We start from the raw sequence: 23452 nt of genomic DNA on the forward strand, positions 1-23452 counted from the left end.
GGCCTACCGCGCAAACGGCCACCGCCCCAACCGGCGGCTCCAGAGCAGGAACGCGCCCGTGCCCAGCGCCATCATGCCCAGCGCCGCGAGCTGGAAATACACTTTAAAAGTCACCCCGCCCCACGTCACCTCGGCCGGGGCGATGCCCACGAACACGAACAGCCACACGATAATGGCCAGGATAACGGGCAGCGGGTAGAGCGGCATTTTGAATGGCAGCGATGCCGTGCCGCGCCGGCGGCGCAATAGTATCAGGCCCACGGCCTGGCCCACAAACTGCACGAGGATGCGCATGGCCAGGATGGCCGAAATCACCTCGCCCAGCCGGAACAGCAGGCTGAACACGAAGCCCACGCCGCCCAGCAGCAGCAGCGACACGTAGGGGAAGTTTTTGGTGGGGTGCAGCTTGCCGAAAATGGGCAGAAACTCGCCATCGGCCGCCGCCGCGTACGGGATGCGCGAGTAGCCCAGCAGCACCGCGAACAGCGACGCAAACGCCACCAGCAGCACCAGCGCCGTGGCCGCCTGCGCGGCGGCCGGCCCATACAGCCGCTCCATAAACACGCTGATGATAAACTGCGACTTGTCGCCCGCGCCGGCCTGCCAGGCTTTCACCTCTTGCCAGGGAATGACGGTGCCCACGCTCCAGTTCAGCAGCAGGTACAGCGCCGCGATGCCCAGAATGCTGAGGAAAATGCTGCGCGGAATCACCCGCTGCGGGTTCACGATTTCGGCCCCGAGGTGGCACACGTTGTAGTAGCCGAGGTAGGAATAAATAGTTTTGACCGCCGCCTGGCCCATGGCGGCCGATATGAGCAGGCCCGGCAGCGCCGAAAAGCCGCCCACCGGGAAAATATCGACGTGGTGGTTGGGGTGCGTGAGGCCGCCAAAAATCAGCCAGGCCATGAGGCCCAGCACGCCCACCCACAGCGCCACGCCCAGCTTACCGATGTCCTCGATGCGGCGGTAGAGCAGCGCCACCAGCAGCAGCACCACGGTGCCGGCCACGGCCTTGGGCTGCCACCACTCGGTCATCGGCACGAGGTAGCCGAAATACTGGGCGAAGCCGATGGCCCCCGAGGCCAGCACCAGCGGCGACTGAATAAGCGTCTGCCACACGTAGAGAAACGACATGTAGCGGCCCCACTTCTGCTCGCCGTAGGCCAGCTTGAGGAAGCGGTAGCTGCCGCCGGCTTCGGGGTAAGCCGCGCCCAGCTCGCTCCAAATCAGGCCATCGACGGCGGCCAGGGCCGCGCCCACCAGCCAGGCCAACAGGAAGTTGGGGCCCATAAAGCCCATGACGAGCGGCAGGGTGACAAAGGGGCCAATGCCCACCATGTCAATCATATTTAGAGCGGTAGCTTGAACCAGGCCGAGGCGGCGCTGCAAAGTAGGTGCGGACATGAGGACGAAAGTAGCGCGGACTTTGTAGTCCGCGTCCGCCCGCAGGTCGCGGCAGTTCTAATGGCGTGAGGACGCGGACTACAACCAAAGGTCAGCGCAGCTAAAGTCCGCGCCACATGTTACCAACCCCGGCCGCCGCCGCCGCGTAAACCCGGCAGCAATTCACCAAATTTCATCTCTCATCAATGGCTGGCAGTTCTTCAAAAATAGTAGTGTACGGGGCCATCGGGGCCAACCTGGCCATTTCCGTTTCCAAATTCGTGGCCGCCTTTTTCACCGGTAGCGCGGCCATGATGTCGGAAGGCATTCACTCGCTGGTGGACAGCGGCAACGGCGGGCTCATTTTGCTGGGGATGAACCGCAGCGCCCGGCCCGCCGACGAGCGCCACCCCTTCGGCTACAGCAAGGAAATCTATTTCTGGACGGTTATCGTGGCCGTTTTAATCTTCGCCGTGGGCGGGGGCATGTCGCTCTACAAAGGCTACCAGTACCTGCGCAACCCCGCCCCGCTCACCGACCCCACCTGGAACTACTGGGTGCTGGGCCTGGCCATGGTGTTTGAGGGCGTGGCCTGCACGCTGGCCTACCGCGAGTTCCGCAAAACCCAGGGCGAGCAGGGTTTCTGGCAGGCCCTGCGCACGAGCAAAGACCCGGCGGTGTTCGCCATTCTGCTCGAAGACCTGGCCGCGCTGCTGGGCCTGGTCATTGCGCTGGCCGGCATTTTCTTCGGTCATCTGTTGAATAATCTGTACTTCGACGGGGGCGCTTCGATGGCCATCGGGGCGCTGCTCGTGGGCATGGCCGTGTTCATGCTGCGCGAGGCCAAGGGCCTGCTGCTGGGCGAAGGAGCCAGTGCCGACGTGCTGCGCGACCTCGAAGCCCTGGCCCGGGCCGATGCGGGCGTGACCCACCTGCGGGCCCCGCTCACCATGTATCTCGGCCCGGTCGATGCCATCCTGGCCCTCAATATTGACTTTCACGACCACCTCACGGCCGTGGAAGTGGAGGAATCCGTGCAGCGCCTGCAAGCCGCCATCCAAGCCAAATACCCCGAATTCCGGCAGATTTTTATTGAGGCCTCGTCGTTGAAGGGCCACCCGGCCACGGCTACGGCCGCAGCCTAAGGCAAGCCGCGCGGCCCCGCCCCACCGGATGCGCCCAACGCCAGGCTCCGCTCTTGCGTAAGGCACGACATGAGTGCAAACGCTTCCTCTTCAAAACTTGCCATTTACGGGGCCATTGGGGCCAACATTGCCATTGCTGCCAGCAAGTTCGTGGCAGCGGCGTTCACCGGGTCGTCGGCCATGCTCTCGGAGGGCATTCACTCGCTCGTTGATAGCGGCAATGGCATCCTCATCCTGCACGGCGTGCGGCAGGCCGAGAAGCCGGCCGATGCCCGCCACCCCTTTGGGCGCAGCAAAGAGCTCTATTTCTGGGCCCTGATTGTGGCCATTCTGGTGTTTTCGGTGGGCGGCGGCATGTCGTTTTACGAAGGGATAGAGCACCTCAAGCACCCCGCCCCCATCACCGACCCCACCTGGAACTACTGGGTTCTGGGCCTGTCGCTGGTTTTCGAAAGTATTTCCTGCTATCTGGCCTTCAAGGCTTTCAATGCCGACCGAGGCGATGCCGGCTTCTGGGCCACTCTGCGCCGCAGCAAAGACCCGTCGGTATTTGCCATTTTGCTCGAAGACCTGGCCGCGCTGCTGGGCCTGGTGATTGCGCTGGCCGGCGTGTACTTCGGGCACCTGCTGAACAATCCGTACCTCGACGGGGCGGCTTCCATTGGCATCGGCACGCTGCTGGTGGGCGTGGCCATTTTCCTTATTTATAAAACCAAAGGCCTGCTGATAGGCACGGGCGTAGACGACGAAACGCTGGAGAACATCAAAAAAATCGTGCGCGCGCGGCCCGATATCGACCAAGTAGGCCCGCCGCTCACTACCTACCTCGGCCCTACCGATGTAGTGCTGGCCCTCGATGTGGAATTCGCCCACCATCTCACTTCCGAAGAGGTAGAGCGGGCCATCGACGGCCTGCAGGATGCCATCCGGGCCCAATATCCAGAGATGAAGCGCATTTTTATCGAGGCCAAATCCCTATCTGACCGCGCCCGGGCCCAGCCGGCCGACTAGCCCCACCCCCGCCCTACCGGTGCCCAACCATAACCCCGGCGGCCTTGCCGGGGTAAAACAAGCGGCGGCCCGCACCAGCTCCTGAGCTGATGCGGGCCGCCGCTTGTTCCACGCAGCCCCCCGTTATGGCCCTTCCAACTCCCGCAAACAGCCCGTTCCGTTCTTTCTGGTGGGGCGGCTACGAATGCACCGACCAGCTCAACTGCTTCGGCCAGCGGGTCGATTTCCTGCCCCTCACCGGCCACTTGCAGCTCATCGATGAAGATTATGCGGCGCTGGCCCCGTTCAGCGTGGGCACCGTGCGCGAGGGCATCCGCTGGGCTCAGATTGAAAAAACGCCCTATCAGTACGACTTCAGCACGGTGCGGGAAATGCTGGCCGCCGGGCCGCGCCACGGCATTCAGCAGGTGTGGGACCTGTGCCACTTCGGCTACCCCGATGACCTCACGCCGCTGCACCCGCAATTTGCCCGGCGTTTTGCCGCGCTCTGCCGCGCCTTCGTCGCGTTCTATCGCGGCCAGCGGCCCGACGATGTGCTCATCGTCACGCCCATCAACGAAGTGAGCTTCATTTCCTGGCTGGGCGGCGATGCGCGGGGCACCACGCCCTACTGCAACCACCAGGGCTGGGAGGTGAAATACGGCCTGATGCGCGCCTACATCGAAGGAGCCCACGCCCTGCGCGAGGCCGACCCAACTATCCGCATGCTCAGCACCGAGCCGCTGGTGAACATAGTGCCGCCACTCAATGCCTCAGCCCGTGAGCGGCGTTGGGCCCGCGAAGCCCACGACAACCAGTTTCAGGCCACCGACATGCTGAGCGGGCGCATGTGCCCCGAGCTGGGCGGCCACGAAGGCCTGCTCGACATCGTGGGCTTCAATTATTACTACGACAACCAGTGGCAGAACGGCACCCCCAACAAGCTGGGCTGGCGCGATGACGTGCCCGACCCGCGGTGGGTGCCGCTGCGCGAGCTGCTGCGCGCCGCCCACCGCCGCTACGGCCGCCCCTTCGCCCTCACCGAAACCAGCCACCCGGGCGTGGACCGCCCCGCCTGGCTGCGCATGATTGCCGATGAATGCGCCGCCGTGCTCCGCCTGGGCCTGCCGTTTCAGGGCATCTGCCTCTACCCCATCATCGACCGGCCCGATTGGGACCACCTCGACCAGTGGCACCAGTCCGGCCTCTGGGATGCCGACCTGCGCCAGCCCGGCCCCGCCCGGGTGCTGCACCAGCCCAGCGCCGAAGCGTTGCTAACGGCCCAGAAGCTGGTTGGAGAAGAATTAAGAATGAAGAACTGACGTTGCGCAGGGTTTTGGTCGAATAAAAAGAACGTCATGCCGAGCGCAGCCGAGGCATCTTGCTCGCATCGTTCAACGATTGAGTTACTGTAGCCTGCGAGATGCCTCGGCTGCGCTCGGCATGACGTTCTTTTTAGTAACGTCCCTCACGCCCCCACCATTTTCAGCAGGCCCTGGTAAATAATATTATCCTTCCAGTACAGCTGCAATACCATGGGGATGTGGTGCCGGCCGGGAATAATGGTGTAAGGCGCCGGCTGGCCAATGGCCTTGAGCCGGTCGCGGAAGCGGCCCGAGCTGCCGCTGATGCTGGGGTAGGTTTCGCCGCCGATGTAGAAGATGAACGGCGGCATGCCCGCTTTAATCTTGTAGATGGCCGACTGCTGCTTCCATACGGCGGGGTCGTTGCCGAAGGGCACCTTGTACTTCTCGTCGCCCTCGTACTTCATTTCTTTGAGGTAGGAGTACATATCGAGTCCGGCGGGGTCGTCCATTATCGCGCCGCGCACGGGGTTTTGGGGCAGGCCGTGGGCGGCGAGCAGGGCGTCATCGGTTGCGAGCAGGGCGGCCAGGCCGCCACCGGCCGAGTGGCCCATCACGAACACGCGGGCGGGGTCGCCGCCGTATTGCTTGATGTTTTGCACGGTCCAGGCCAGGGCGCGGGCGCAGTCGGCGGCCTGCTCGGGTACGTGCACGGGCGGTGCCAGGCGGTAGTTGATGAGCACGGCCACCACGCCCTGCTTGGCTAGCCGCCGGCCGATGAAGGTGTAGATGTTTTTGCTGCCGCTCGTCCAGCTGCCGCCGTGGATGAACAGCACCACCGGGTAGCCGGCCGCGTTCGGGGCCGCTTTTTTGGGCGAATACACGTCCAGAATGTGGCGCTCTTTGTCGAAATCAGGGGCGGAGGCGGGCACGTAGGCCACGTCTTTGGTGCGGTGGCTGGGGCGGGCCACCACGTATTCGGTGGCCAATATTATTACGATGGCCGCTAGCAGCAGCGCTACGGGAGTAAGCAGGAAAAAACGACGCATAAGGTCAGGAAGCAGGAATGAAACCTCTGCCAATTGCCGGCAGAATGGCTCACCTACGCCCCAGGGCCGGCCACAGTTTGCCCGGGCCCGCTGCGGCGACGGCGGCCGGTCCGTGCCGGGCTTGGCTTTATCTTTGTCAGCAACCGCACCGGGCCCTTTTTTGAGTGGCTGGTGCTTTCTCATTATTTATTCGTAGCCGTGTTCATTTCCATCACCTTCAAATCTTTTTCGCAGGCGCTGGCCGCCGCACTGCTACTGGGCCTGCTGGCAGCGCCCGCCGCCCAGGCGCAGCGCAAGGGCAAGCCCGTGAACGCCGACGGCAGCCTGGCTGCCACGCCCCCGGCGCGGCCGGCCCGCCTGCTGCCGCTATTTGGCGGCCTCACGCCCGCCCAGGCCACGCAAATCATAGGCGAAGCCCAACTGAAAGCCATTGCCGCCAGCTTCGCGTCGCCGGCCGAGGCCAGCGCATTTTTTTCGACCAAGGGTTACGAATACCTCAACGAGAACCAGCCCGACACGGCGGCCTACCGCTTCAACCTGGCCTGGCTGCTGAATCAGCAAAATGCCGATGCCTACCGCGGCCTGGGCATCGTGGCCAGCGCCCAGCCCACGCCCGATGCCGCCATTGGCCTGCTCGCCAAGGGCCTGGCCCTGACGCCGGCCAGCGCGCCCATGCTCAGCGATTTAGGCACCAGCTACCTCATTCGCTACGGCCAGACCAAGAAGAAAAAGGACCTGACCGCCGGCATGGACCTGCTGCAGCGCGCCACCACCATCGACCCGGCCAACGCCGTGGCCTGGCAGCAGCAGGCCCGTGGTTTCTACTACCAGGAAAAATACGCCGAGGCCTGGGCCGCCGTACACAAAGGCCAGGCCCTGAGCGTGAGCAGCCTCGATTTCAGCCTCATCAGCGACCTGCTGGCCAAGCTGCCCGACCCCCAGGGTATCTTCAAATAAGCCGGGGGGGGTTAAACGGATTCCGGCGGTTTGGGCGTTGGGAACCGTACAAGCAGTTTTTTCATCTTATCTGGATAGTATGCGGTTTCAAGCGTTGATTTTGGGAGTAATGGCCGCTGGCCTCTTTAGCAGCCAGACGGCCCAGGCCCAGCACCAGCGCCAGGCGCGGTACTACAACCACCAGGGCCGCCCCTACTTCCGGGGTCCGCTGCACGTCACGCTCGGCGGCGGCACGGGGCTTTACAATGGCGACCTGGGCAACAGCCCCGGCGATAATTTCCTGGGCCCGGCCCTGAGTGCGGGCGTGCTCTACCGTCTCACGCCGCACCTGCACCTGGGCAGCGAGTTCTCCTACCTGAAGCTGGGCGCGCGCGACAAAGCCAAAGAGCGCGGCCTCGCCTTCACCAGCACCAATGGGCTGGGCACGGTGCTGCTCCGCTTCGATTTGCTGCCCGATGAGTCGGTGTTTGCCGCTTCCATGGCCGAAGCGCCGATTTTCCAGCTCTACGTGCAGGGCGGCGCGGGCCTCTTGCTTTATGACCCCAAATCCTACGTCGGCACCGAGCGCGCCACTGGCGGCACTTCCTTCCTGGCTCCGGAACGCAACGACTACCCCGCCCTGGCCGGCGTGGCCCCGGTGGGGGCCGGCTTCACGGTACGCCTCATCGACAAGCTGCGCGTGGGCCTCGAAGGCAACTACTACTTCACCACCACCGACCATCTCGACGATATTAACCTGCGTCTCGGCGGGGCCTCGGCTAACAACGACGGCTTTGGCACCGTGATGCTCAAGCTGGATTACTCGCTGGAGTAAGCCTCGGCGCTACCCAAAATCAGGCACAAAAAAGAGGCCCGTCAGCAATGCTGACGGGCCTCTTTGGTTGACCTCAGAAGGAAGACTATTCCTTCACGAAGCGCTGGTGGTACACTTTCTGGCCGTCACTCACGGTCAGGGTATACATGCCCTTGGCAAGGCGGCTGATTTGCAGCGTACCGTTGCTGAAGGACAGGCCTTCGATGCGGGCACCGCGCACGTCGCTCACGACCACGCTGGTGATGGCCGAGTTATCGGTCAGGGCTACGTTGAGCATCTCCGTGGCCGGGTTGGGGTACAGCACCAGGCTGCGAACCTCGGTGGTACCCGTGGTAGTGCCGGTGAGGGTGGCCGGAGCCAGGGCAGCACCGCCGGTGATGTTGACCGTGTAGTCTTCGGTTTCGCCGTAGCTGTAGCTGTTGCAGCTGGTGGTAGCCGAGTTGTCGCTCAGTACTACCCGCATGCGGGTGGTGCCGTTTTTGGCCGTGGTGGGTATCGTGAAAGCAAACGAGCGGGTAGTGGTGCTGCTGCTGGCAGCAGCATTGATGACCAACTCACCGGCATCGGTGAACAGCCCGTTCTTGTTGTAGTCGATGTACATTTTCACGTACTCACTGTAGGCCGTGCCCACGAAACCGGCCGATACGGAGAAGGTCTGCGAAACACCGGCCGTGAGGCTGGGGGCCGTCAGGGCCGTGCCGTTGTAGTAGCCGGCGTCGGCACCCGAGGTGCGGGCCAGGGTACCTACGGCAACGTAGTCGATGAACTCATAAGCCTGGCTGGTGCCCTTGCTGGTGCAATAGGTAACAGTGGGGGGAGGCGTGGTGCCGGCCGCAGCGCCTACGCCCACGGCAAACCAGGCGTTGGTAACGGCCGTGACCTGGGCCGAACCGGCACCGTACAGGTCGGTAGCGGCCTGGATGGAGAATGAGCGGGCCTGCGCGTAAGTCGAGCTGGCCGTCATGTACACGCTTTCCATGCGGTAGGCAATTTTAGCCGCGGCATCGATGCCCACGCCCGTCACGCTGTACACGCCCCCGCCTTCGTTGGTGCCGGCTTTGCCCACGGTCAGGATGTAGAACCAATGGTTGAGCACGCCCGAGTTGGTGTGCACGCCGCCGTTGTCGCCCGTGCCGGTGTACCAGTTCACGCCCTTGTAGTAGGCGGGCTGACCCAGCGACTTGGGGTCGCTCATCGAGCGCAGCGCTACTTGTACTTTGTCGATTTCCTCGCCAATCAGCCAGGTCGACTTGGCTTTTACGCCCCCCGAAGTGAAGCCCAGGGTAGCTACGGCATAGGCCTCAATCGAAGCGCCCCAGATGTCGGACAGGCCTTCGTTCATTGCCCCCGACTCGTTCGAGTAAGTCAGGTTGGCGGTTTTTTCGCACACGGCGTGGCCGATTTCGTGGCCGCACACGTCCAGCGAGGTCAGCGGGCGGAAGCGCGTCGCGCCGTCGCCGTAGGTCATCACCGAGCCGTTCCAGTAGGCATTCTCATAGCCAGCACCACCGGGCACGTCGTCGAAGTGGACGTAGCTTTTGATTTTGGCGCCGGCGTTGTCGTAGGAGTTACGGCCGTGCACGTTCTTCCAATAGTCGTAGGTAGCCTGCGCGCCCACATGGGCATCACCGGCAATGTTGTCGAAGTTGGCGTTGTTGTATTCGGTGGCCGTCCAGTTATTGTCGGCATCGATGAAGTCAACGGCGGCGGTGTAGCTATTGCCTTTTCTGGCGTTGTAGGTTTCGATGCCCAGACCACGGGTGGTGCCTTCGCGCAGAAAGAAGCCACCGGTGGTAGTGCCGTCGGCAAAAGAACGGGTGCCGCTGTAGGCCGTAGCAAAGGTGCCGGTAGCCGCCGCGTGCTTGATGATGGCATCGGTCAGCACCACATTACCGTTCTGGGCATCCACATAAATAAACGCCCGGCTGATGGGCTGCGCGGCGTACACGTTGAATTTCCAGGCCAGCACTAAAGTGCCGGTGCTGGTGGCCCGCACAACCACCAGCTCGCCTTTGGGGCGGTACGTGGCGGCATCGGCGTCGGTGGTCTGCCACATGTATTTGTTGGCACCTACGTGGGCCAGGGCCTGCGTCAAAGCTGCGCTCTCACCCAGCGAAGGCGTGATATTGAGCTTCGAAATCTTCTCGAAATCGCCGCTGATGCTTTCGATAGCTCCGCCTTTGGCGTGCACCGTATAGTCGGCGTGCTCTACCCGGATGCCTTGGTAGTACTGCGCGAATTTCTGGTGCGTGAACCCGAGCTGGTCAGTTTCAGCGGTGCGGGCCACCATTTGGTCGGCGGTGGTCAGGCCCAGCTCCTGGCGCAGCACCTGGTTGGCATCAGCCCCGCGGTAGGCCATTTTGCCTTCGGCGTTGAACTGCACCAGCACGGGCTGGTTATCTTCACCCAGCACTTTGCTTTGGATACGCGAGGCATCCTGCGCCTGGGCCGAAGCCAATGTGCCGAGCATGAGTAATGCAGCGGCGGAGTATTGTTTCTTCATGAAAATACGTTGAGGGTTATGATTGGGTTTGTTAAACAGAAATTAAATTTCTATTAATTAACGAGCCGCAACCTATGACTTTTAATTATGAAACCCTACTCTTTTTGCAAAATCAATCGAAAAAGACCGAATTTTGCACGTTTCATGAACAACTGATGAAGGCTAAATTGCATTACCGCCAATTGAAGTATTCCTTAAATCAGAATGCCGCCTTTGGTGCAATTCTTGCTAGGGCTTGCCCGCGCTCAGGTAGTCGGCAGTAAGCGTTGCTAAGGTCTTCACGCCCAGCGTGAGGCCGCTCTCATCGATGCGGAAGCCGGCCGTGTGGTGGTCGGCGGTGGTGGCTGGGTCCTGCCCCTTGGTCATACCGCCCACGAAGAGGAACAGCCCCGGCACTTTTTCCTGGTAAAAGGAGAAATCCTCGGCCCCGGTCACGGCCTTGATTTCGCGCACGTGGGCCGCGCCGGCGGCCGCCTGCAGCGTGGGCAGCATGCGGGCCGTGAGGGCGGGGTCGTTGGTGGTCACGGGCACATAGGGCTCGATGGTGACCTCGGCGGTGGCCCCGGCGCTCTCGGCAATATTGGTGGCAATGCGCCGGACGGAGGCCCAGATTTGCTTCTGCACCTCGGGGTTCAGCGCCCGGATGGTGCCCGTCAGCTCCACGTCGGGCGGAATGACGTTGTAGCGCACGCCGCCGTTGATGGTGCCCACCGTGACCACGGCCGCGTCGTCAATCAGCTTCACCTGCCGGCTCACGATGGTTTGCAGGCCCATAATAATCTGGGCGGCCGTCACCACCGGGTCCACGCTGTTCCAGGGGTAGGCCCCGTGCGAACCTTTGCCGAGTATTTTGATGGCAAACCGGTCGGAGGATGCCATTTCGCCGCCCGAGCGGTAGGCCAGGTTGCCCACTTCGGTCTGGGCATTGATGTGCACGCCGAACACGGCATCGACCCTGGGCTTGTCGAGCACGCCTTCCTTCACCATGAGCTTGGCGCCGCCTTCCACGCCGGGCAGCGAGCCTTCCTCGGCAGGCTGGAAGATGAACTTAACGGTGCCCGGCAAGTCGGCTTTCACCTGGCTCAGCACCTCGGCCGCGCCCATGAGCATGGCTACGTGGGTGTCGTGGCCGCAGGCGTGCATCACACCCACGGGCTGGCCCAGGTAGGTAGTTTTGACTTTGGAGGCGAAGGCCAGCTCGTTGGCTTCGGTGAGGGGCAGGCCGTCCATATCGGCGCGCAGGGCCACCACGGGGCCGGGCTTGCCGCCGCGCAGCACGCCCACCACGCCGGTGCGGGCTACGCCGGTCTGCACTTCAATGCCCAGTTTTTTGAGGTGCGCGGCGATGAGGGCGGCGGTGCGGGTTTCCTGGTTGCCCAGCTCGGGGTGCTCGTGGATGTCGCGCCGCCAGGCAATGACTTTGGGCTCTTCCTGGGTGGCCAGTTGGGCGATACGGGCGTTGAGGGCGGCGTTTTGGGCGTGGGCGGCGGGGCTGGCCAGGGCCAGCAGCAGGCCGGCGGGCAGGGCCGCAGTTAGAATTCGCATGAGGATAACAGGATTGGTGAGAGCGGGCAAGCCCGACAGGGAGCCGTTGGGCAGCAATGTTACGCCAGGGCTACCAAGTAGCGCGCTACTGTTCAGTCGGTGGCGTATTTTTGCGCTTTGCTTTAGCTCTCAAACAGTTTCTACCGTCGTTGTTGTGGCCACTCTCCTGAAATCCTTCGCTGCACCCACCGCTGCCACTGTGCCACACGCAGAATCTGGGAAGCCGCAGAAGTGGCCCCAGGCCTGGGCACAGACCAGCTTCCGGCTCCGGCTGGGCCTGATAGCGGCGCTGCTGCTGGGCTTGCTGCCGGTGGTGCCGGGCTTCTACCATTTTATCCAGTCGCGCCCCGGCCAGCTGCTGGCCGACCCGCTGTTGGCGCTGCTGCCAGCGCACGACGTGTCGGTGCCCACGTTCGCACTGATTTACGGGGCCATCGCGGCCACGCTGGCCTACCTACTGCCCCGGCCGCAATTGCTGCTGCGGGCGCTGTGGGCCTATTATCTCCTGCAATTGCTGCGCATGGCCACGCTGTGGCTGCTGCCGCTGGAGCCCCCCTCTACCCTGCTCCCACTGCACGACCCGGTGATGGACCACCTCTTCGCGGTGACGACCCAGCCCATCGTGCGCGACTTATTTTTCTCGGGCCACACCGCCACCATGGCGCTGCTGGCGCTGGCCGGCCGGGGCCGCCGCTGGCGCACGGCGCTGGGCCTGCTCACCGGGGCCGTGGGCCTGCTGGTGCTGGTGCAGCGCGTGCATTACTCGTACGACGTGCTGGCCGCGCCGTTTTTCGCCTGGGGCGCGTACTGGCTGGCGGGGCGGGTCACGCGGCAGTAGCCGTCATTGCTCCGCTCCGCTCGCAATGACGGGCTTTCCCTACAAATACTTCTCGTAAATCCCGGCCGCAATCTTCTCCACTAGGCCCTTGGGCACCAGGCTGGTGAGGCCGGCCGACACCTTATTGAGCACGCCGGGGATGATTTCGGCCTCGCCGGCCAGCATACCGGTTACGGCAGCCTCGGCCACGGCCTCGGCGGTCATCGATACTTTGTTGGCGGTGGCTTGCAGCTCGGCGCCCATGCCGGCGCGGTCGGCGAAGCTGGTGGTGGTGGCCCCGGGGCTGATGCAGGTTACCGACACGTTGCTGGTTTTCAGCTCGTAGCGCAGGCCGCGGCTGAAACTCAGCAGAAACGCCTTGCTGGCCGCGTAAAGGGCCAGCGAGGGCACGGCCTGGTAGGCGGCGGTGCTGGCCACGTTCAGCACATAGCCTTTGGGGGCCTGGTGCAGGGCGGGCAGCAGGGCGTGGGTGAGGGCCACGGGCAGGTGCATGTTCAGCTGGAGCATGTTCTGCTGCTCAGCCAGACCAAGCTGCTCGAAACGGCCCCAGAGGCCATAGCCGGCGTTGTTGACGAGGACGGCCAGTTGGTCGGTTTGCTGGGTGGCCCAGGCGGCCACGGTTTCGGCGGCGGCGGGGACGGCCAGGTCGGTGGCCAGCACGCGCGCCTGGCGCTTATACCGGGTGCCGATTTCCAGCGCCAGGACTGTGAGCTGGTCTTCGGACCGCGCCACGAGGAGCAGGTCGTAGCCGCGCTGGGCGAGCTGGAGGGCGATGGCGCGGCCAATGCCACGCGAAGCGCCGGTAACGAGAGCGTAGGCCATGTCTAGATTGAAAAAGATTAATTGATTTACTCCTAAAACGTCATGCTGAGCGGAGCCGAAGCATCTCGCTCGGAGTAGTGACTCAATCAATTGAATTACTGCTGCACGCGAGATGCTTCGACTCCGCTCAGCATGACGTTCTTTTTTCTCTGCCCGGTCTATTTAACCAGGTGCAGGAAGCGCAGGTAGAATGGCGTGGGGCTGGCCTCACTTTTCGGCTGGTACTTGCCCGCGATGATGGGCACGTACATCACGCGGCGGCGGCTGGCCGCGCCGGTGAGCGGCGACTGGGCCACGCGGTGCCACATGCGGCCGTCGTGCACGGTGAGGTCGCCGGGCTCGGTTTCGATGGCTATTTCGTTGGGGTCGTAGAACACGTCCTTGTAGTATTTCTTGCGAAACAGCATCTTGTGCAGGCCCTGGCGGTGGGTGCTGGGAATAATGCGCAGGCCGCCGTTGGTGGCCTTGGTGCCGTCGAGGTGCAGGCCCACGTTCAGCATCGGGCCGATGCGCTTGCCGTAGAACACGTCGCGCAGCGAGTCGGTGTGCCAGCCCATCTGCGAAAACTCGGAGCCTTCCACGTTCACGTAGTGGTTCACCACGAGGCCATCCTTTTCGTTTTCGCCCACCCGGCCGCCTTCGGCTTCGAGCAAGGGAAAGAGGGCTTTGAAACGTTCATCCTGAAGCAGTTCGTGCAGCACGGGGTGGTGCTGCGAGGCAAAAGCGAAGCGCTGCACGATGGGGGAGCCGTCCACGTCATGGCCGTACTTGATGGGCACGCCATTTACTTTCTCCACGCCCGCGGCCAGCCAGCTGGCCTGCACTTCCTGCGTAGCACTCAGGATTTGCCGCACAACCTCGGGCGACGCGAAGGGACGAAAGTGGAGGAAACCATATTTAGCAAAAAAAGCCTTTTGCTCGGCGGTAAGGGCGCTGCCAAGCGTAAAGCGGGGGTAGTCAGAGGATAGGGCCATAACAGAAAAGTGGCGGCTGGCAGGTATTCCTGGCAGCACACAAAGGTAACACGTCTGGCCTAGCCCCTGCCAGTGATGCACGGGCGAAGTCCAGCGCGGGGGCTATAACCAAGCCGTTACGTGAGGGTTTCGAAAGAACTAAATACGCTTGAGCCAAGTGAACAGATTATGAACGTTTCGGAGCCAGCGACCAGGGCCTTACTATACTTTATTCGGTGCCACTAAAGGACTTGATTTCTCCGCTTGGGTTGCTGTCGACAGCCAAAATTGAGGGCTGCAACCAGACGAAGCAATTGGCCCGAAGCATGAGTCAGAAAGCCAAAAGCATGTATATTTTCAGCCCATTCCGCCTCTTTCCCGCCCTGCCATGCTCCTGTTGCCAACCTTCAATGCCGCCCTGCAGCCCTGTCCGGTAAGTCCGGCCGCTTTTGAGGCGCACGAAAAAGGGCACTTCTGCGGCAGCTGCCAGCGCGTGGTGCAGGATTTCAGCCAGAGCCCTAACCCGGTGGCCGACCTGGCCGCCGCCCGCGCCGCCGCGCCCGACGGGCGGGTGTGCGGCAGCTTCCGGCGAACCCAAACCATGGCCCCGCCGCCCCTGACGCGGCGGCTGCGCTGGTTTCTGCTGGCGCTGGTACTGGTGCTGGGCCAGGGCCTGACGGCGCACGAGGCGCTGGCGCAGGTGCGGCAGCCGGCTCAGAAGCAGCAAAAACCGCTGGCCTCCAGGCGACGTGCCCCACTGCCGCCCGACGAAAACCCGAACAGAGTTTATGGTAGCATTATGGAAATGATGCCCGTCTTCCAGGGTGGTGGCAACCGCGAGCTGATACAATACATCCAGCAACAAGTGATTTGGCCACAGGAAAATGGCAAAATCGTATTAGCAGAAGGTCGGCTTTTCGTGAGTTTCAGCGTGGGTTCCGATGGCTTGGTGCGAAATGCCGAGATTCTTAAAAGCTTTAACTCCCGGTTTGATGAGGCCGTGTTGCAGGTAGTACGCGCCTTGCCACCTTTCGAGCCCGGACTACAAAACGGGCTACCCGTTTCAGTCAGCATGACGCTACCCATTACCTTCAAATTGAAATAATTACTTGGGGCAACCGGAAACGCGCTATTTTTCATGCATTCCGGCCAAAATTCCCCACCTTCACCCTTCTGCATCTCATCACCTAACCCCCGCCCTCCCCATAATGGTCTTTACTCCCAGCCCCATGCTCCTCAAGCTGCTGTACACGCGCGGCAGCCTGCACAACCTGCCCCAGGACGCGGGCGTGGCTTTCAGCATCAAAAACCGGCTCGACACGGTGACCATCACCGGGTTCCGGCAGGTGCAGATTGGCGATTTGGTGATTCCGGCCGAGAAAATCAGGGTTGATTTGGGCAACGGGGAGTACCGGGCCGCCGCCGACATCGACGCCGACGGGCAGGCCATTGAGCTGCCCGTGGGCCGCTCCCTGATGATTCTGCTCGACGCGCCGCCGCTGGTGGAGGGCATTCACGCGGTGCAGGTCTGGTTTTCGACCGATGCCTTCGGCGACCTGCACGTGGAGGTGGAAGACGCCATCGTGAGCGTGGCCAATACCAAGCCCCGCATTCCGCGCTCCGAGGAAGACGACTATTCCGAAGCCGCCATCGCGGCCCGGCAGCGCTTCGCCGAGCAGTTTTCGGGCAAAGAATTCAAACACCTCAAGCACTACTCCTTCGATGCCCACCAGCTGCAGGGCAACTGCGAGCATTTCATGGGCGTGGCCCAGATTCCGGTGGGCCTGGCCGGGCCGCTTACCGTGAACGGCGAGCACGCCCAGGGTGATTTCCTGATTCCGATGGCCACCACCGAGGGCACGCTGGTGGCCAGTTACAACCGCGGCATTCAGCTGCTCAACCTGTGCGGCGGCGTGAAATGCACCGTGATTGGCGATGCCATGCAGCGGGCCCCGGTATTCGTGTTTGACGATGCCCGGGGGGCGCGCGACTTCGGCCTGTGGGTAGAGGAGAACATCGACCAGATTCGGCCCCAGGCCGAAAGCACGTCGAGCGTGGCCAAGCTGCAATACATCGACACGTACTTGAGCAACAAGTTTGCCTACCTGCGCTTCAACTTCAGCACCGGCGACGCGGCCGGGCAAAACATGGTGGGCCGGGCCACTTTCGCGGCCTGCTCCTGGATTCTGGAGCATTACAAGGGCGCGAAGGTTGAGCATTTTTACCTCGAATCGAACTTCGCCACCGACAAAAAAGCCTCGCAAATCAACGTGATGCGCACCCGGGGCAAGCGCGTGGTGGCCGAGGCCGTGGTGAAGCGCGACGTGCTGATGCAGCGCATGCGCGTGACGCCCGAGCAGCTGGCCTACCACGGGCAGGTGAGCAACGTGGGAGCCTTCATTTCGGGGGCCAACAACAACGGCGCGCACTCGGCCAACGGCATCACGGCCATGTTCATCGCCACCGGCCAGGACGTAGCCAACGTGAGCGAGTCGAGCGCCGGCATCCTGTATTCGGAAGTCAACAAGGACGGCGACCTCTACATCAGCATCACCATTCCCTCGCTCATCGTGGCCACGCACGGCGGCGGCACCAGCCTGGCTACCCAAAACGAATGCCTGCAAATGCTGGGCTGCGTGGGCCGGGGCACGGTGCGCAAGTTTGCCGAAATAGTGGCCGGCGTGGTGCTGGCCGGCGAGCTCAGCCTGGGCGCGGCCATCAGCAGCTCCGACTGGGTGAGCAGCCACGAGCAGTACGGCCGCAACCGCTAAGCCCGGCACGAGTACCCCGAATTTCCAATTCGGCCCGTCCGCGCATTTTGGCCCGTGTGCGCAGTATAGCACGGTCGTTCTGCCGCCCCAGCCGGGCCGGATTGGAAATTCGGGGTACCCCGCCTCACCGCCTTAAATAGCCATTATAGCAGTTTCCGAGTCAGTGTACATTTTTGAAAATAGTTAAAAGTTGAGAGTTAAAACCCAATACGTCTGATTTTTAACTTTTAACTCTCAACTTTTAACGCTGTACATGGACTTGGAAACTGCTCTAAGGGCCCACCCGCCCACAGCTTTCCCTACAACCCAACCATGCTGACCCGATTTGTGACTGGGCTGGGCCTCGGGCTGGCCCTGCTAGCCAGCCCGGCCCGGGCCCAGACCGGACGCGACCTGTACGATATCAGTGCCGCGCTTTACCTGAATGCCAACTCGCCTAACGCCCTCGCCCGCCGCGCGAAGGAGCTGACGGAGTCGCCGGATTCCTACCTGGTGTCCATCGACCAGCCCGGCACGCTGGTACTGGCCAACCAGCGCCGGGTGCGGGTGCCCGCCCTGCGCTACAACGTGGCCCTGAACCTGCTCGAAGCCCAGGACTCGACCGGCAGCCACCTGTGGCCGCCCGGCAGCCTCGACGGCTTTTACCTGGGCCGGGGCCCCGATGCGCGCCACTTTCGCAGCTCCTACGTGCGCGATGGGGGCCGCGTCCTCACCTTCGTGGAAATGCTGACCGCCGATGCCGCCCCGCTGCGGCTGGGCGTGCGGCACACCTACCACCACACCGATTTGGAGCTGCACCCCGTGTTGCGCACGGAAGTCAGGAAGGCCCTCACCGAAATCAACCAGACCGTACTGGCCGGCCCCGGCAACGGGAGCGCCGAGCCGTTGCGCCCCCTCACGCTCAACGAGCGTAGTGTGCTGCGGCTGTTTGGCACCCGCGCCCCGCAAGTAGCCCAATTTGCCGCCCGCGAAAACCTCGCCTACACCGACCTGGCGCAGGTGCTGCGCATGGTGAAGCACTATAATTCTCTATCGTTGAATTAGTTTCTTTCTGCTTTTGATTGTCGGGGGCTCGTGGCTGGGCGGCCTGGCATGAAGATTGAAAATGCGCCCGCCACTACCGGCTTACCGCCAATGTTATCGTATTTTTGATACCCCTTTGCCCTCACGTTCTCATTCCCAATTATTAGTGAAGCATTCCTACTACGTTATTACGCTGATTCTGCTGCTGGGAGGACGGCCCATCCAGGCACTGGCGCAAGCTGCCCGCGACCAGGCCGAGGCCCGCACCATTTATCACCAGGCCAACAGCAAGCCCCAAAGCACTACCCTGCGGGCAGAGCTGACCAAGCATACCAGCGGCTTCTTTGGCGATGGCAGTTTTCAGCCTGGTGCCCTGCGCACCTTCGACGGCCGCTACCGCCCCGTGCCGGGCCTGCGCTTCCACGCCGGCTCGCACCTCATCGAAGCCCAGGACTCGATTGATACCGACTCGACGCACTTGTGGCCCGTGGGCAGCCTGCGCGGCTTCGACCTCGGCACCGCCGATGGGCCCGGCACGCCGCCCGTGCGCCGCTTCCGCCCGCGCCTGGTGAAGGAAGGCAGCGCCGGCACCCGCCGCGATTTCGTGGAGGTGCTCACCGCCGTCGATGCCGGCCCGCTGCTGCTGGCCTGGCTCTACGCCTCGGGGGCCGATGCCACGGCGGGCCGGCTCTCCTTTGCGCCCCTGCTGCTGGCGGGTGCCGGCAATGCCCCCGAAGAGCCCTTGCATCCCCTCGACCTGAACCAGGCCGCCGTGCTGCGCCTGTTCGGTAAGCGCGCCGCCGACATGCGCACCTTCGCCGACGCCCAACGCCTGCACTTCGACCAGCCCACCGAAGTGGCGCGCATCATCGACCACTACAACCGGGTGGCGGTGGTGAAATAGCCCGGCCCGCGGTTCCTCAGTAAAAACAAAAAAAGCCGACCCTTCCGGGCCGGCTTTTTTGTGCCGTTGCGCGCTGGCGCTAGAGCGGGTCGGCGGTGACTTTGAAGCGCGAGTCGGCCCGCACGGTGATTTCGCGGGCAACGGCCTGGCCGGTGGTCACCTTGGTGGTGAGCGTATAGCTGGACGACTTCAGGTAGCTATCCAGCTTGGCGTTGGTCGAAATCAGGTCGATGCTGCTAACGCCGCGTGGCACCTGGTCGAGGTAGGCCATTCTAATTTGGTCGTTGGCGTTGGTGCTGATGAAGATTTCAATTTTCTGGAGAAAATCGAAATTCTGCCCGCTGGGGTCGGTGATGGTGAGCGACAATTTATTCAGGCTCACATCCTTCACCAGGTCGGCGCGGGTGTTGTTGTTTTTGAACGAATCCTCCGACTTAGTGGCCACCGTGAGCGGCGTAAGCGCCACCACCGAGCCGAACAGCGGCGTGGCCGGAATACGAATGCTTTGGCTGTCTTCGATGTAGAAAGTGAGCAGCTGCTCGATTTTCTTGCAGCCGGTGAATACGAGAAACAGTGCCAGTGGCACCAAAAAGAGGGCTTTTTTCATAAAATATCAATCGATTATTGGGTTGAGACAGCAAAGGTCGGGCCATTGGTTCCTGGTCGAAGGCAGCCGCGCCTTAGTCCATCATGTCGGCCGCCCGGGGCGGGTCGGGCACGAAACCGGGGTTCCAGCTCATGGGGTAGCGGCCGTCCACGTAGGGCAGTGCCGCCTCGGTGAGGTAGAGCGGGCGAAACGTGTCGACCATCACGGCCAGCTCGTGGGTTTCTTTTTTGCCGATGCTGGCTTCCACGGTGCCGGGGTGCGGGCCGTGCGGCAGGCCGGTGGGATGCCAGGTGAACGAGGCCAAATCGACGCCTTTGCGCGACATGAAATTGCCGGCCACATAATAGAGCACCTCGTCCGAATCGACGTTGGCGTGGTTGTAGGGCGCCGGAATGCTGAGCGGGTGATAGTCGAACAGACGCGGCACGAAGGAGCAGATGACGTAGTTGTGCCCCTCAAACGTCTGGTGCACGGGCGGTGGCTGGTGCAGGCGGCCGGTTATCGGCTCAAAATCGTGAATACTGAAGGCGTAGGGGTAGAAATAGCCGTCCCAGCCCACCACGTCGAAAGGCGAATGCGCGTAGGTCAGCTCGTGCAGCAGGCCTTCTTTCTTGACGTGCACCACGTAGTCGCCCTCGGGCAGGTCATCCAGAATCAGCTCCGACGGCGGGCGGATATCGCGCTCACAATAGGGCGAATGCTCCAGCAACTGGCCGAAATGGTTGCGGTAGCGCCGCACCGTTTCCACGGGGCTGAACGACTCCACAATCATCAGCCGCACCGGGCCTTCCTCAAAGTGCAGCTGATGAATGACCGTGCGCGGCACCACCACGTAGTCGCCGGGCTCGAAAGCCACTTTGCCCATCTGGCTCCACAATTCACCCCGGCCTTCGTGCACGAAAATCACTTCGTCGGCTTGGGCATTTTTGTAGAAATAATCCATCCGCTTGTCCGTGGGATTGCAGATGCTCATCGTCACGTCGGCGTTGCCGAGCAGGGTTTGGCGGGCGGTCAGGTAGTCGCCGCCGGTGCTGGTCTGGGCCAGCGTGCGCAGGTGCTCGGGCTGGAGCGGCCGGTCTTTCAGCAGCTTGGGCGAATACGGCCGGGGCGTGCCCACGTGCTTGATTTGGGTGGGCGGATGCACGTGGTAGAGCAGCGACGACACGCCGTGAAAACCCTGCGTGCCCACCAGCTGCTCCGAATACAGCGTGCCGTCGGGCTGGCGAAACTGGGTGTGGCGCTTGCGCGGAATCTGGCCGAGGCGGTGGTAATAAGCCATAATACAAGGGGTGGGATTAGGACCGTGAAGGTAAGAACGAGTACCGCGAAATTTCATTTCGCCCCCGCGCAGCTCGCCCGTCGTTCCGTTTGCCCCCGCGCAGCTCGCCCATCGTTCGGTTTGCCCCCGCATAGTTCGCCCATCGTTCGGGTGTCGGGCGGGGGCGAAATGAAATTTCGCGGTACTCGTTCTACTTCCCCAGCAGGGCCAGCTGGGCGGTGCTGTCGTTCACGGCGTGCAGGGCGCGCTGCAATTCCGGGTCCTGCTCGCGCAGCACCGTGTAGTAGGCCACCGGCCCGTAGGCACTGCGGGCAATGAAGGCCTTGAGCAGGTTGCGCAGCAGCGGCGCGCAGCGGCGCACGGCGGCTACGTCAGTGTTCACGCCCACCTGAGCAGCCTGGGCGGCCAGGCTCACCAGCTGCGCATCCGTGATGCGGAAAGTGGCGTTGAACTGCTCGAAGCGCAACCCCTCCAGTTCGGCTTTGTGGCCCTGGTAGAAGTTCAGGGCAAAGGCCCGGGCCACGCCGCGGCTCAGCAGCCGGGTGTAATAGGCCGAGTGGGCCAGCGTATCGCGGGGCACGAATATGTCGGGCATGATGCCGCCCCCGCCGTACACCGTGCGGCCGTGGTCGGTGCGAAAACGCAGCGCTTTGGCAAAATGTACGCTGTCGGCCGATTGCAGCTCGCCCCGGGCCGAGCGGCCGGTGAGCTCGGCGCTGTATTCGGCGTAGTTGGCCCCGTAGGGTTTCTGGATGGAGCGGCCGGCTGGCGTGTAGTAGCGGGCAATGGTGAGGCGCAGCTCGCCACCGTCGCTCAGGGCGATGGGCTGCTGCACCAGGCCTTTGCCGAAGGTGCGGCGGCCCACCAGCAGGGCGCGGTCGTGGTCCTGCAGCGCGCCGGCCACTACTTCGGCGGCCGAAGCGCTGCCCTCGTCCACCAGCACCACCAGGGCTCCTTCTTCAAACTCGCCGGCCACCCGGGCGTAGGTCTGGGAGTCGTACTGCTCGCCCTTGCCGTCGGTGTACACGATTTTGCGCGAGCCGGCGATGAACTCGTCGGCCAGGCGGGTGGCGCGGTCGAGATAGCCGCCGGGGTTGCCGCGCAGGTCCAGCACGAGGCGGGTGAGGCCCTGCCGGCGCAAATCGGCCAGCGCGGCCTTAAATTCATCGTAAGTATTCGAAGCAAAGCGGCTCACTTTGATGTAACCGGTCTGCTCGTCGACCAGGTAAGCCGCATCGACTGAAGTGTTGGGAATGCGGCTGCGGGCAATGCTCAGGCTGAGCGGACGCGGCTGATGGCGGCGGCGCAGCTCCAGCACCACGCTGCTGCCGCGGGGGCCCCGCAGCAGCTCGGTGAGGCGGGCCGTGGTGAGGCGCGCCCCCGACACCCGCTTGCCGCCCAGGCTCAGAATCTGGTCGCCGGGCTGCACGCCGGCCTGCTCGGCCGGGCCACCGCTGAGCGGGGCCACCACGGTCATGGTATCGCGAAAGAGGTTGAACTCGATGCCCACGCCGTCGTAGTCGCTTTGCAGGAAGGAGTCGGTTTTCTCGCGGTCGCGGGCCGGGATGTACACCGAGTGCGGGTCGAGCTTTTCCAGCATCTGCACCACGGCGTAATCGGCCAGGCCCTCCGTATCGACGGAATCGGCGTAGTCGCGGTCCACGTAGCTCAGAATTTCCTTGAAGCGCAGGTAGCCGCGGGCCGTGGCATCGGGGTTTTCGGACGAGGGCCGGAACGGATTATTCGCTACCAGCACCCCGCAACTCATAGCCAGCAGCAGCAAAGCCGTTTGCCGCAGCCAGCCGCGCCGCCACCAGGCAGTAGCGGGCCGACCAATTTCCGGGGCAGCGGGCGATGAAACGGGCATGAACTGGGTAGAAATAGTAGCGTATAGAAGAGAGCTGATTCAACCTCAAATTTATTGAAACTTTTCCGGCTAAGTGGTTAAAAGAATGCCCATTGCACTATTTCTTGCAGCAATGCAAGAGTTTATCTTAAAAAGGCTATAATACGACTTTGTTACCGGCATATTACAATTATAAACTACCTGCTGAAATACGTTAAAACCTCACGCAATCTATGATTTTTTTCAGAAAACAATGCCGGCTTTTAGCCCAACGCGACCATTTGCACGGCGGGTAAAATCGTTGGCCCCGCCACTGCTTCTGAAGCCCCGGCAGATACGATGCGTGCAAGCACCTGGATTGATACCACTGACTACCAGCCACAAGTACCGTGTCAAAAAAGGGCAGTGGTCTACAGCAACGTGCAGTAGGAATGCGCCACGGCGCGTTCAGTCGTTGAACAACCGCGTCGGACTCGTGCAGGCGGAGAACGCGCCATGGCGCGTTCCTACCTCATCACCCGATATTAGACCACTGCCAAACAAAGAAAGGGCTGGTCTGAAACAGACCAGCCCTTCCCCTACTATTATTACTTACTTAACCCAAGTTGCGGACTATATGCCGGCTTGGTCGAGGGCGTGCACAAAGATGAAGAGGACGATTTTGAGGAAGAAACCTTGGGCCGTAACGGCATGAATTTGCTTGGGAAAGCGGGCCGTGA

19 protein-coding genes and 1 pseudogene are annotated in these 23452 nt (G+C 62.5%); 10 read left to right on the plus strand and 10 right to left on the minus strand.

What is annotated here, in order from left to right:
• Positions 1–3: 3 nt before the first annotated feature.
• Positions 4–1404, minus strand: coding sequence for an APC family permease (locus ABD819_RS10000; RefSeq protein ID WP_345123695.1), 1401 nt, complete (start codon positions 1402–1404; stop codon positions 4–6).
• Between the two features lie 185 nt (positions 1405–1589).
• On the opposite strand from ABD819_RS10000, the gene ABD819_RS10005 reads away from it, so the two are divergent.
• The 3 genes from ABD819_RS10005 to ABD819_RS10015 all read left to right on the plus strand — a co-directional run bounded on the left by ABD819_RS10005 (position 1590) and on the right by ABD819_RS10015 (position 4840).
• The gene (locus tag ABD819_RS10005; protein ID WP_345123697.1) at positions 1590–2528 is read left to right on the plus strand and encodes a cation diffusion facilitator family transporter; all 939 of its coding nucleotides are present in this window, start codon (positions 1590–1592) and stop codon (positions 2526–2528) included.
• A 69-nt stretch (positions 2529–2597) separates the two neighbouring features.
• Positions 2598–3539 carry a cation diffusion facilitator family transporter gene (locus tag ABD819_RS10010; RefSeq protein ID WP_345123699.1) on the plus strand — a complete coding sequence of 314 codons (942 nt, stop codon included), beginning with the start codon at positions 2598–2600 and terminating at the stop codon, positions 3537–3539.
• Between the two features lie 125 nt (positions 3540–3664).
• Positions 3665–4840: an amine oxidase gene (locus tag ABD819_RS10015; protein WP_345123702.1), complete on the plus strand. Its 1176-nt coding sequence runs from the start codon at positions 3665–3667 to the stop codon at positions 4838–4840.
• Between the two features lie 146 nt (positions 4841–4986).
• On the opposite strand, the gene ABD819_RS10020 is transcribed toward ABD819_RS10015, so the two are convergent.
• Complete coding sequence (locus ABD819_RS10020; protein ID WP_345123705.1) at positions 4987–5871, minus strand: alpha/beta fold hydrolase; 885 nt, start codon at positions 5869–5871, stop codon at positions 4987–4989.
• A 198-nt stretch (positions 5872–6069) separates the two neighbouring features.
• Here ABD819_RS10020 and ABD819_RS10025 point away from each other — a divergent pair, with 198 nt between their 5' ends.
• Together ABD819_RS10025 and ABD819_RS10030 are read left to right on the plus strand one after the other, a co-directional pair.
• Positions 6070–6828: a tetratricopeptide repeat protein gene (locus ABD819_RS10025; protein ID WP_345123708.1), complete on the plus strand. Its 759-nt coding sequence runs from the start codon at positions 6070–6072 to the stop codon at positions 6826–6828.
• Between the two features lie 109 nt (positions 6829–6937).
• A complete protein-coding gene (locus ABD819_RS10030; protein ID WP_345123710.1) occupies positions 6938–7642 on the plus strand; it encodes a hypothetical protein in 705 nt (234 codons plus the stop codon).
• Positions 7643–7727: 85 nt separating this feature from the next.
• On the opposite strand, the gene ABD819_RS10035 is transcribed toward ABD819_RS10030, so the two are convergent.
• Positions 7728–10145, minus strand: coding sequence for a M4 family metallopeptidase (locus ABD819_RS10035; protein WP_345123712.1), 2418 nt, complete (start codon positions 10143–10145; stop codon positions 7728–7730).
• A 228-nt stretch (positions 10146–10373) separates the two neighbouring features.
• The gene (locus tag ABD819_RS10040) at positions 10374–11690 is read right to left on the minus strand and encodes an amidohydrolase (protein WP_345123713.1); all 1317 of its coding nucleotides are present in this window, start codon (positions 11688–11690) and stop codon (positions 10374–10376) included.
• Positions 11691–11889: 199 nt separating this feature from the next.
• Here ABD819_RS10040 and ABD819_RS10045 point away from each other — a divergent pair, with 199 nt between their 5' ends.
• Positions 11890–12528, plus strand: coding sequence for a phosphatase PAP2-related protein (locus tag ABD819_RS10045; RefSeq protein WP_345123714.1), 639 nt, complete (start codon positions 11890–11892; stop codon positions 12526–12528).
• Positions 12529–12567: 39 nt separating this feature from the next.
• Here ABD819_RS10045 and ABD819_RS10050 read toward each other — a convergent pair whose 3' ends face one another.
• Together ABD819_RS10050 and ABD819_RS10055 are read right to left on the minus strand one after the other, a co-directional pair.
• Entirely contained in the window at positions 12568–13350 is a 783-nt protein-coding gene (locus ABD819_RS10050) for an SDR family NAD(P)-dependent oxidoreductase (RefSeq protein WP_345123716.1), read from the minus strand.
• Between the two features lie 158 nt (positions 13351–13508).
• Positions 13509–14324: a phytanoyl-CoA dioxygenase family protein gene (locus ABD819_RS10055; protein WP_345123718.1), complete on the minus strand. Its 816-nt coding sequence runs from the start codon at positions 14322–14324 to the stop codon at positions 13509–13511.
• A 367-nt stretch (positions 14325–14691) separates the two neighbouring features.
• Here ABD819_RS10055 and ABD819_RS10060 point away from each other — a divergent pair, with 367 nt between their 5' ends.
• The 4 genes from ABD819_RS10060 (at position 14692) to ABD819_RS10075 (ending at position 19001) form a co-directional block, all read left to right on the plus strand.
• Positions 14692–15408: an energy transducer TonB gene (locus ABD819_RS10060; protein WP_345123720.1), complete on the plus strand. Its 717-nt coding sequence runs from the start codon at positions 14692–14694 to the stop codon at positions 15406–15408.
• Positions 15409–15511: 103 nt separating this feature from the next.
• Positions 15512–17074: a hydroxymethylglutaryl-CoA reductase gene (locus tag ABD819_RS10065; protein ID WP_345123722.1), complete on the plus strand. Its 1563-nt coding sequence runs from the start codon at positions 15512–15514 to the stop codon at positions 17072–17074.
• Between the two features lie 312 nt (positions 17075–17386).
• The gene (locus ABD819_RS10070; RefSeq protein ID WP_345123724.1) at positions 17387–18118 is read left to right on the plus strand and encodes a hypothetical protein; all 732 of its coding nucleotides are present in this window, start codon (positions 17387–17389) and stop codon (positions 18116–18118) included.
• A 145-nt stretch (positions 18119–18263) separates the two neighbouring features.
• A complete protein-coding gene (locus ABD819_RS10075) occupies positions 18264–19001 on the plus strand; it encodes a hypothetical protein (RefSeq protein ID WP_345123727.1) in 738 nt (245 codons plus the stop codon).
• Positions 19002–19080: 79 nt separating this feature from the next.
• On the opposite strand, the gene ABD819_RS10080 is transcribed toward ABD819_RS10075, so the two are convergent.
• From ABD819_RS10080 to ABD819_RS21540, 4 genes and pseudogenes are all read right to left on the minus strand, one after another.
• Positions 19081–19608, minus strand: a complete 528-nt coding sequence (locus ABD819_RS10080) for a hypothetical protein (protein WP_345123729.1) — start codon at positions 19606–19608, stop codon at positions 19081–19083.
• A 73-nt stretch (positions 19609–19681) separates the two neighbouring features.
• Positions 19682–20887: a homogentisate 1,2-dioxygenase gene (locus ABD819_RS10085; protein WP_345123731.1), complete on the minus strand. Its 1206-nt coding sequence runs from the start codon at positions 20885–20887 to the stop codon at positions 19682–19684.
• A gap of 190 nt (positions 20888–21077) precedes the next feature.
• On the minus strand, positions 21078–22754 hold the full coding sequence (locus ABD819_RS10090; protein WP_345123733.1) for a S41 family peptidase: 1677 nt from the start codon (positions 22752–22754) through the stop codon (positions 21078–21080).
• A gap of 591 nt (positions 22755–23345) precedes the next feature.
• Positions 23346–23452: pseudogene (locus ABD819_RS21540) on the minus strand (IS982 family transposase); the annotation flags it as partial.

Origin of the sequence: Hymenobacter antarcticus (assembly GCF_039539545.1) — a bacterium.
In the GTDB taxonomy this organism is placed as follows: Bacteria; Bacteroidota; Bacteroidia; order Cytophagales; family Hymenobacteraceae; genus Hymenobacter; species Hymenobacter antarcticus.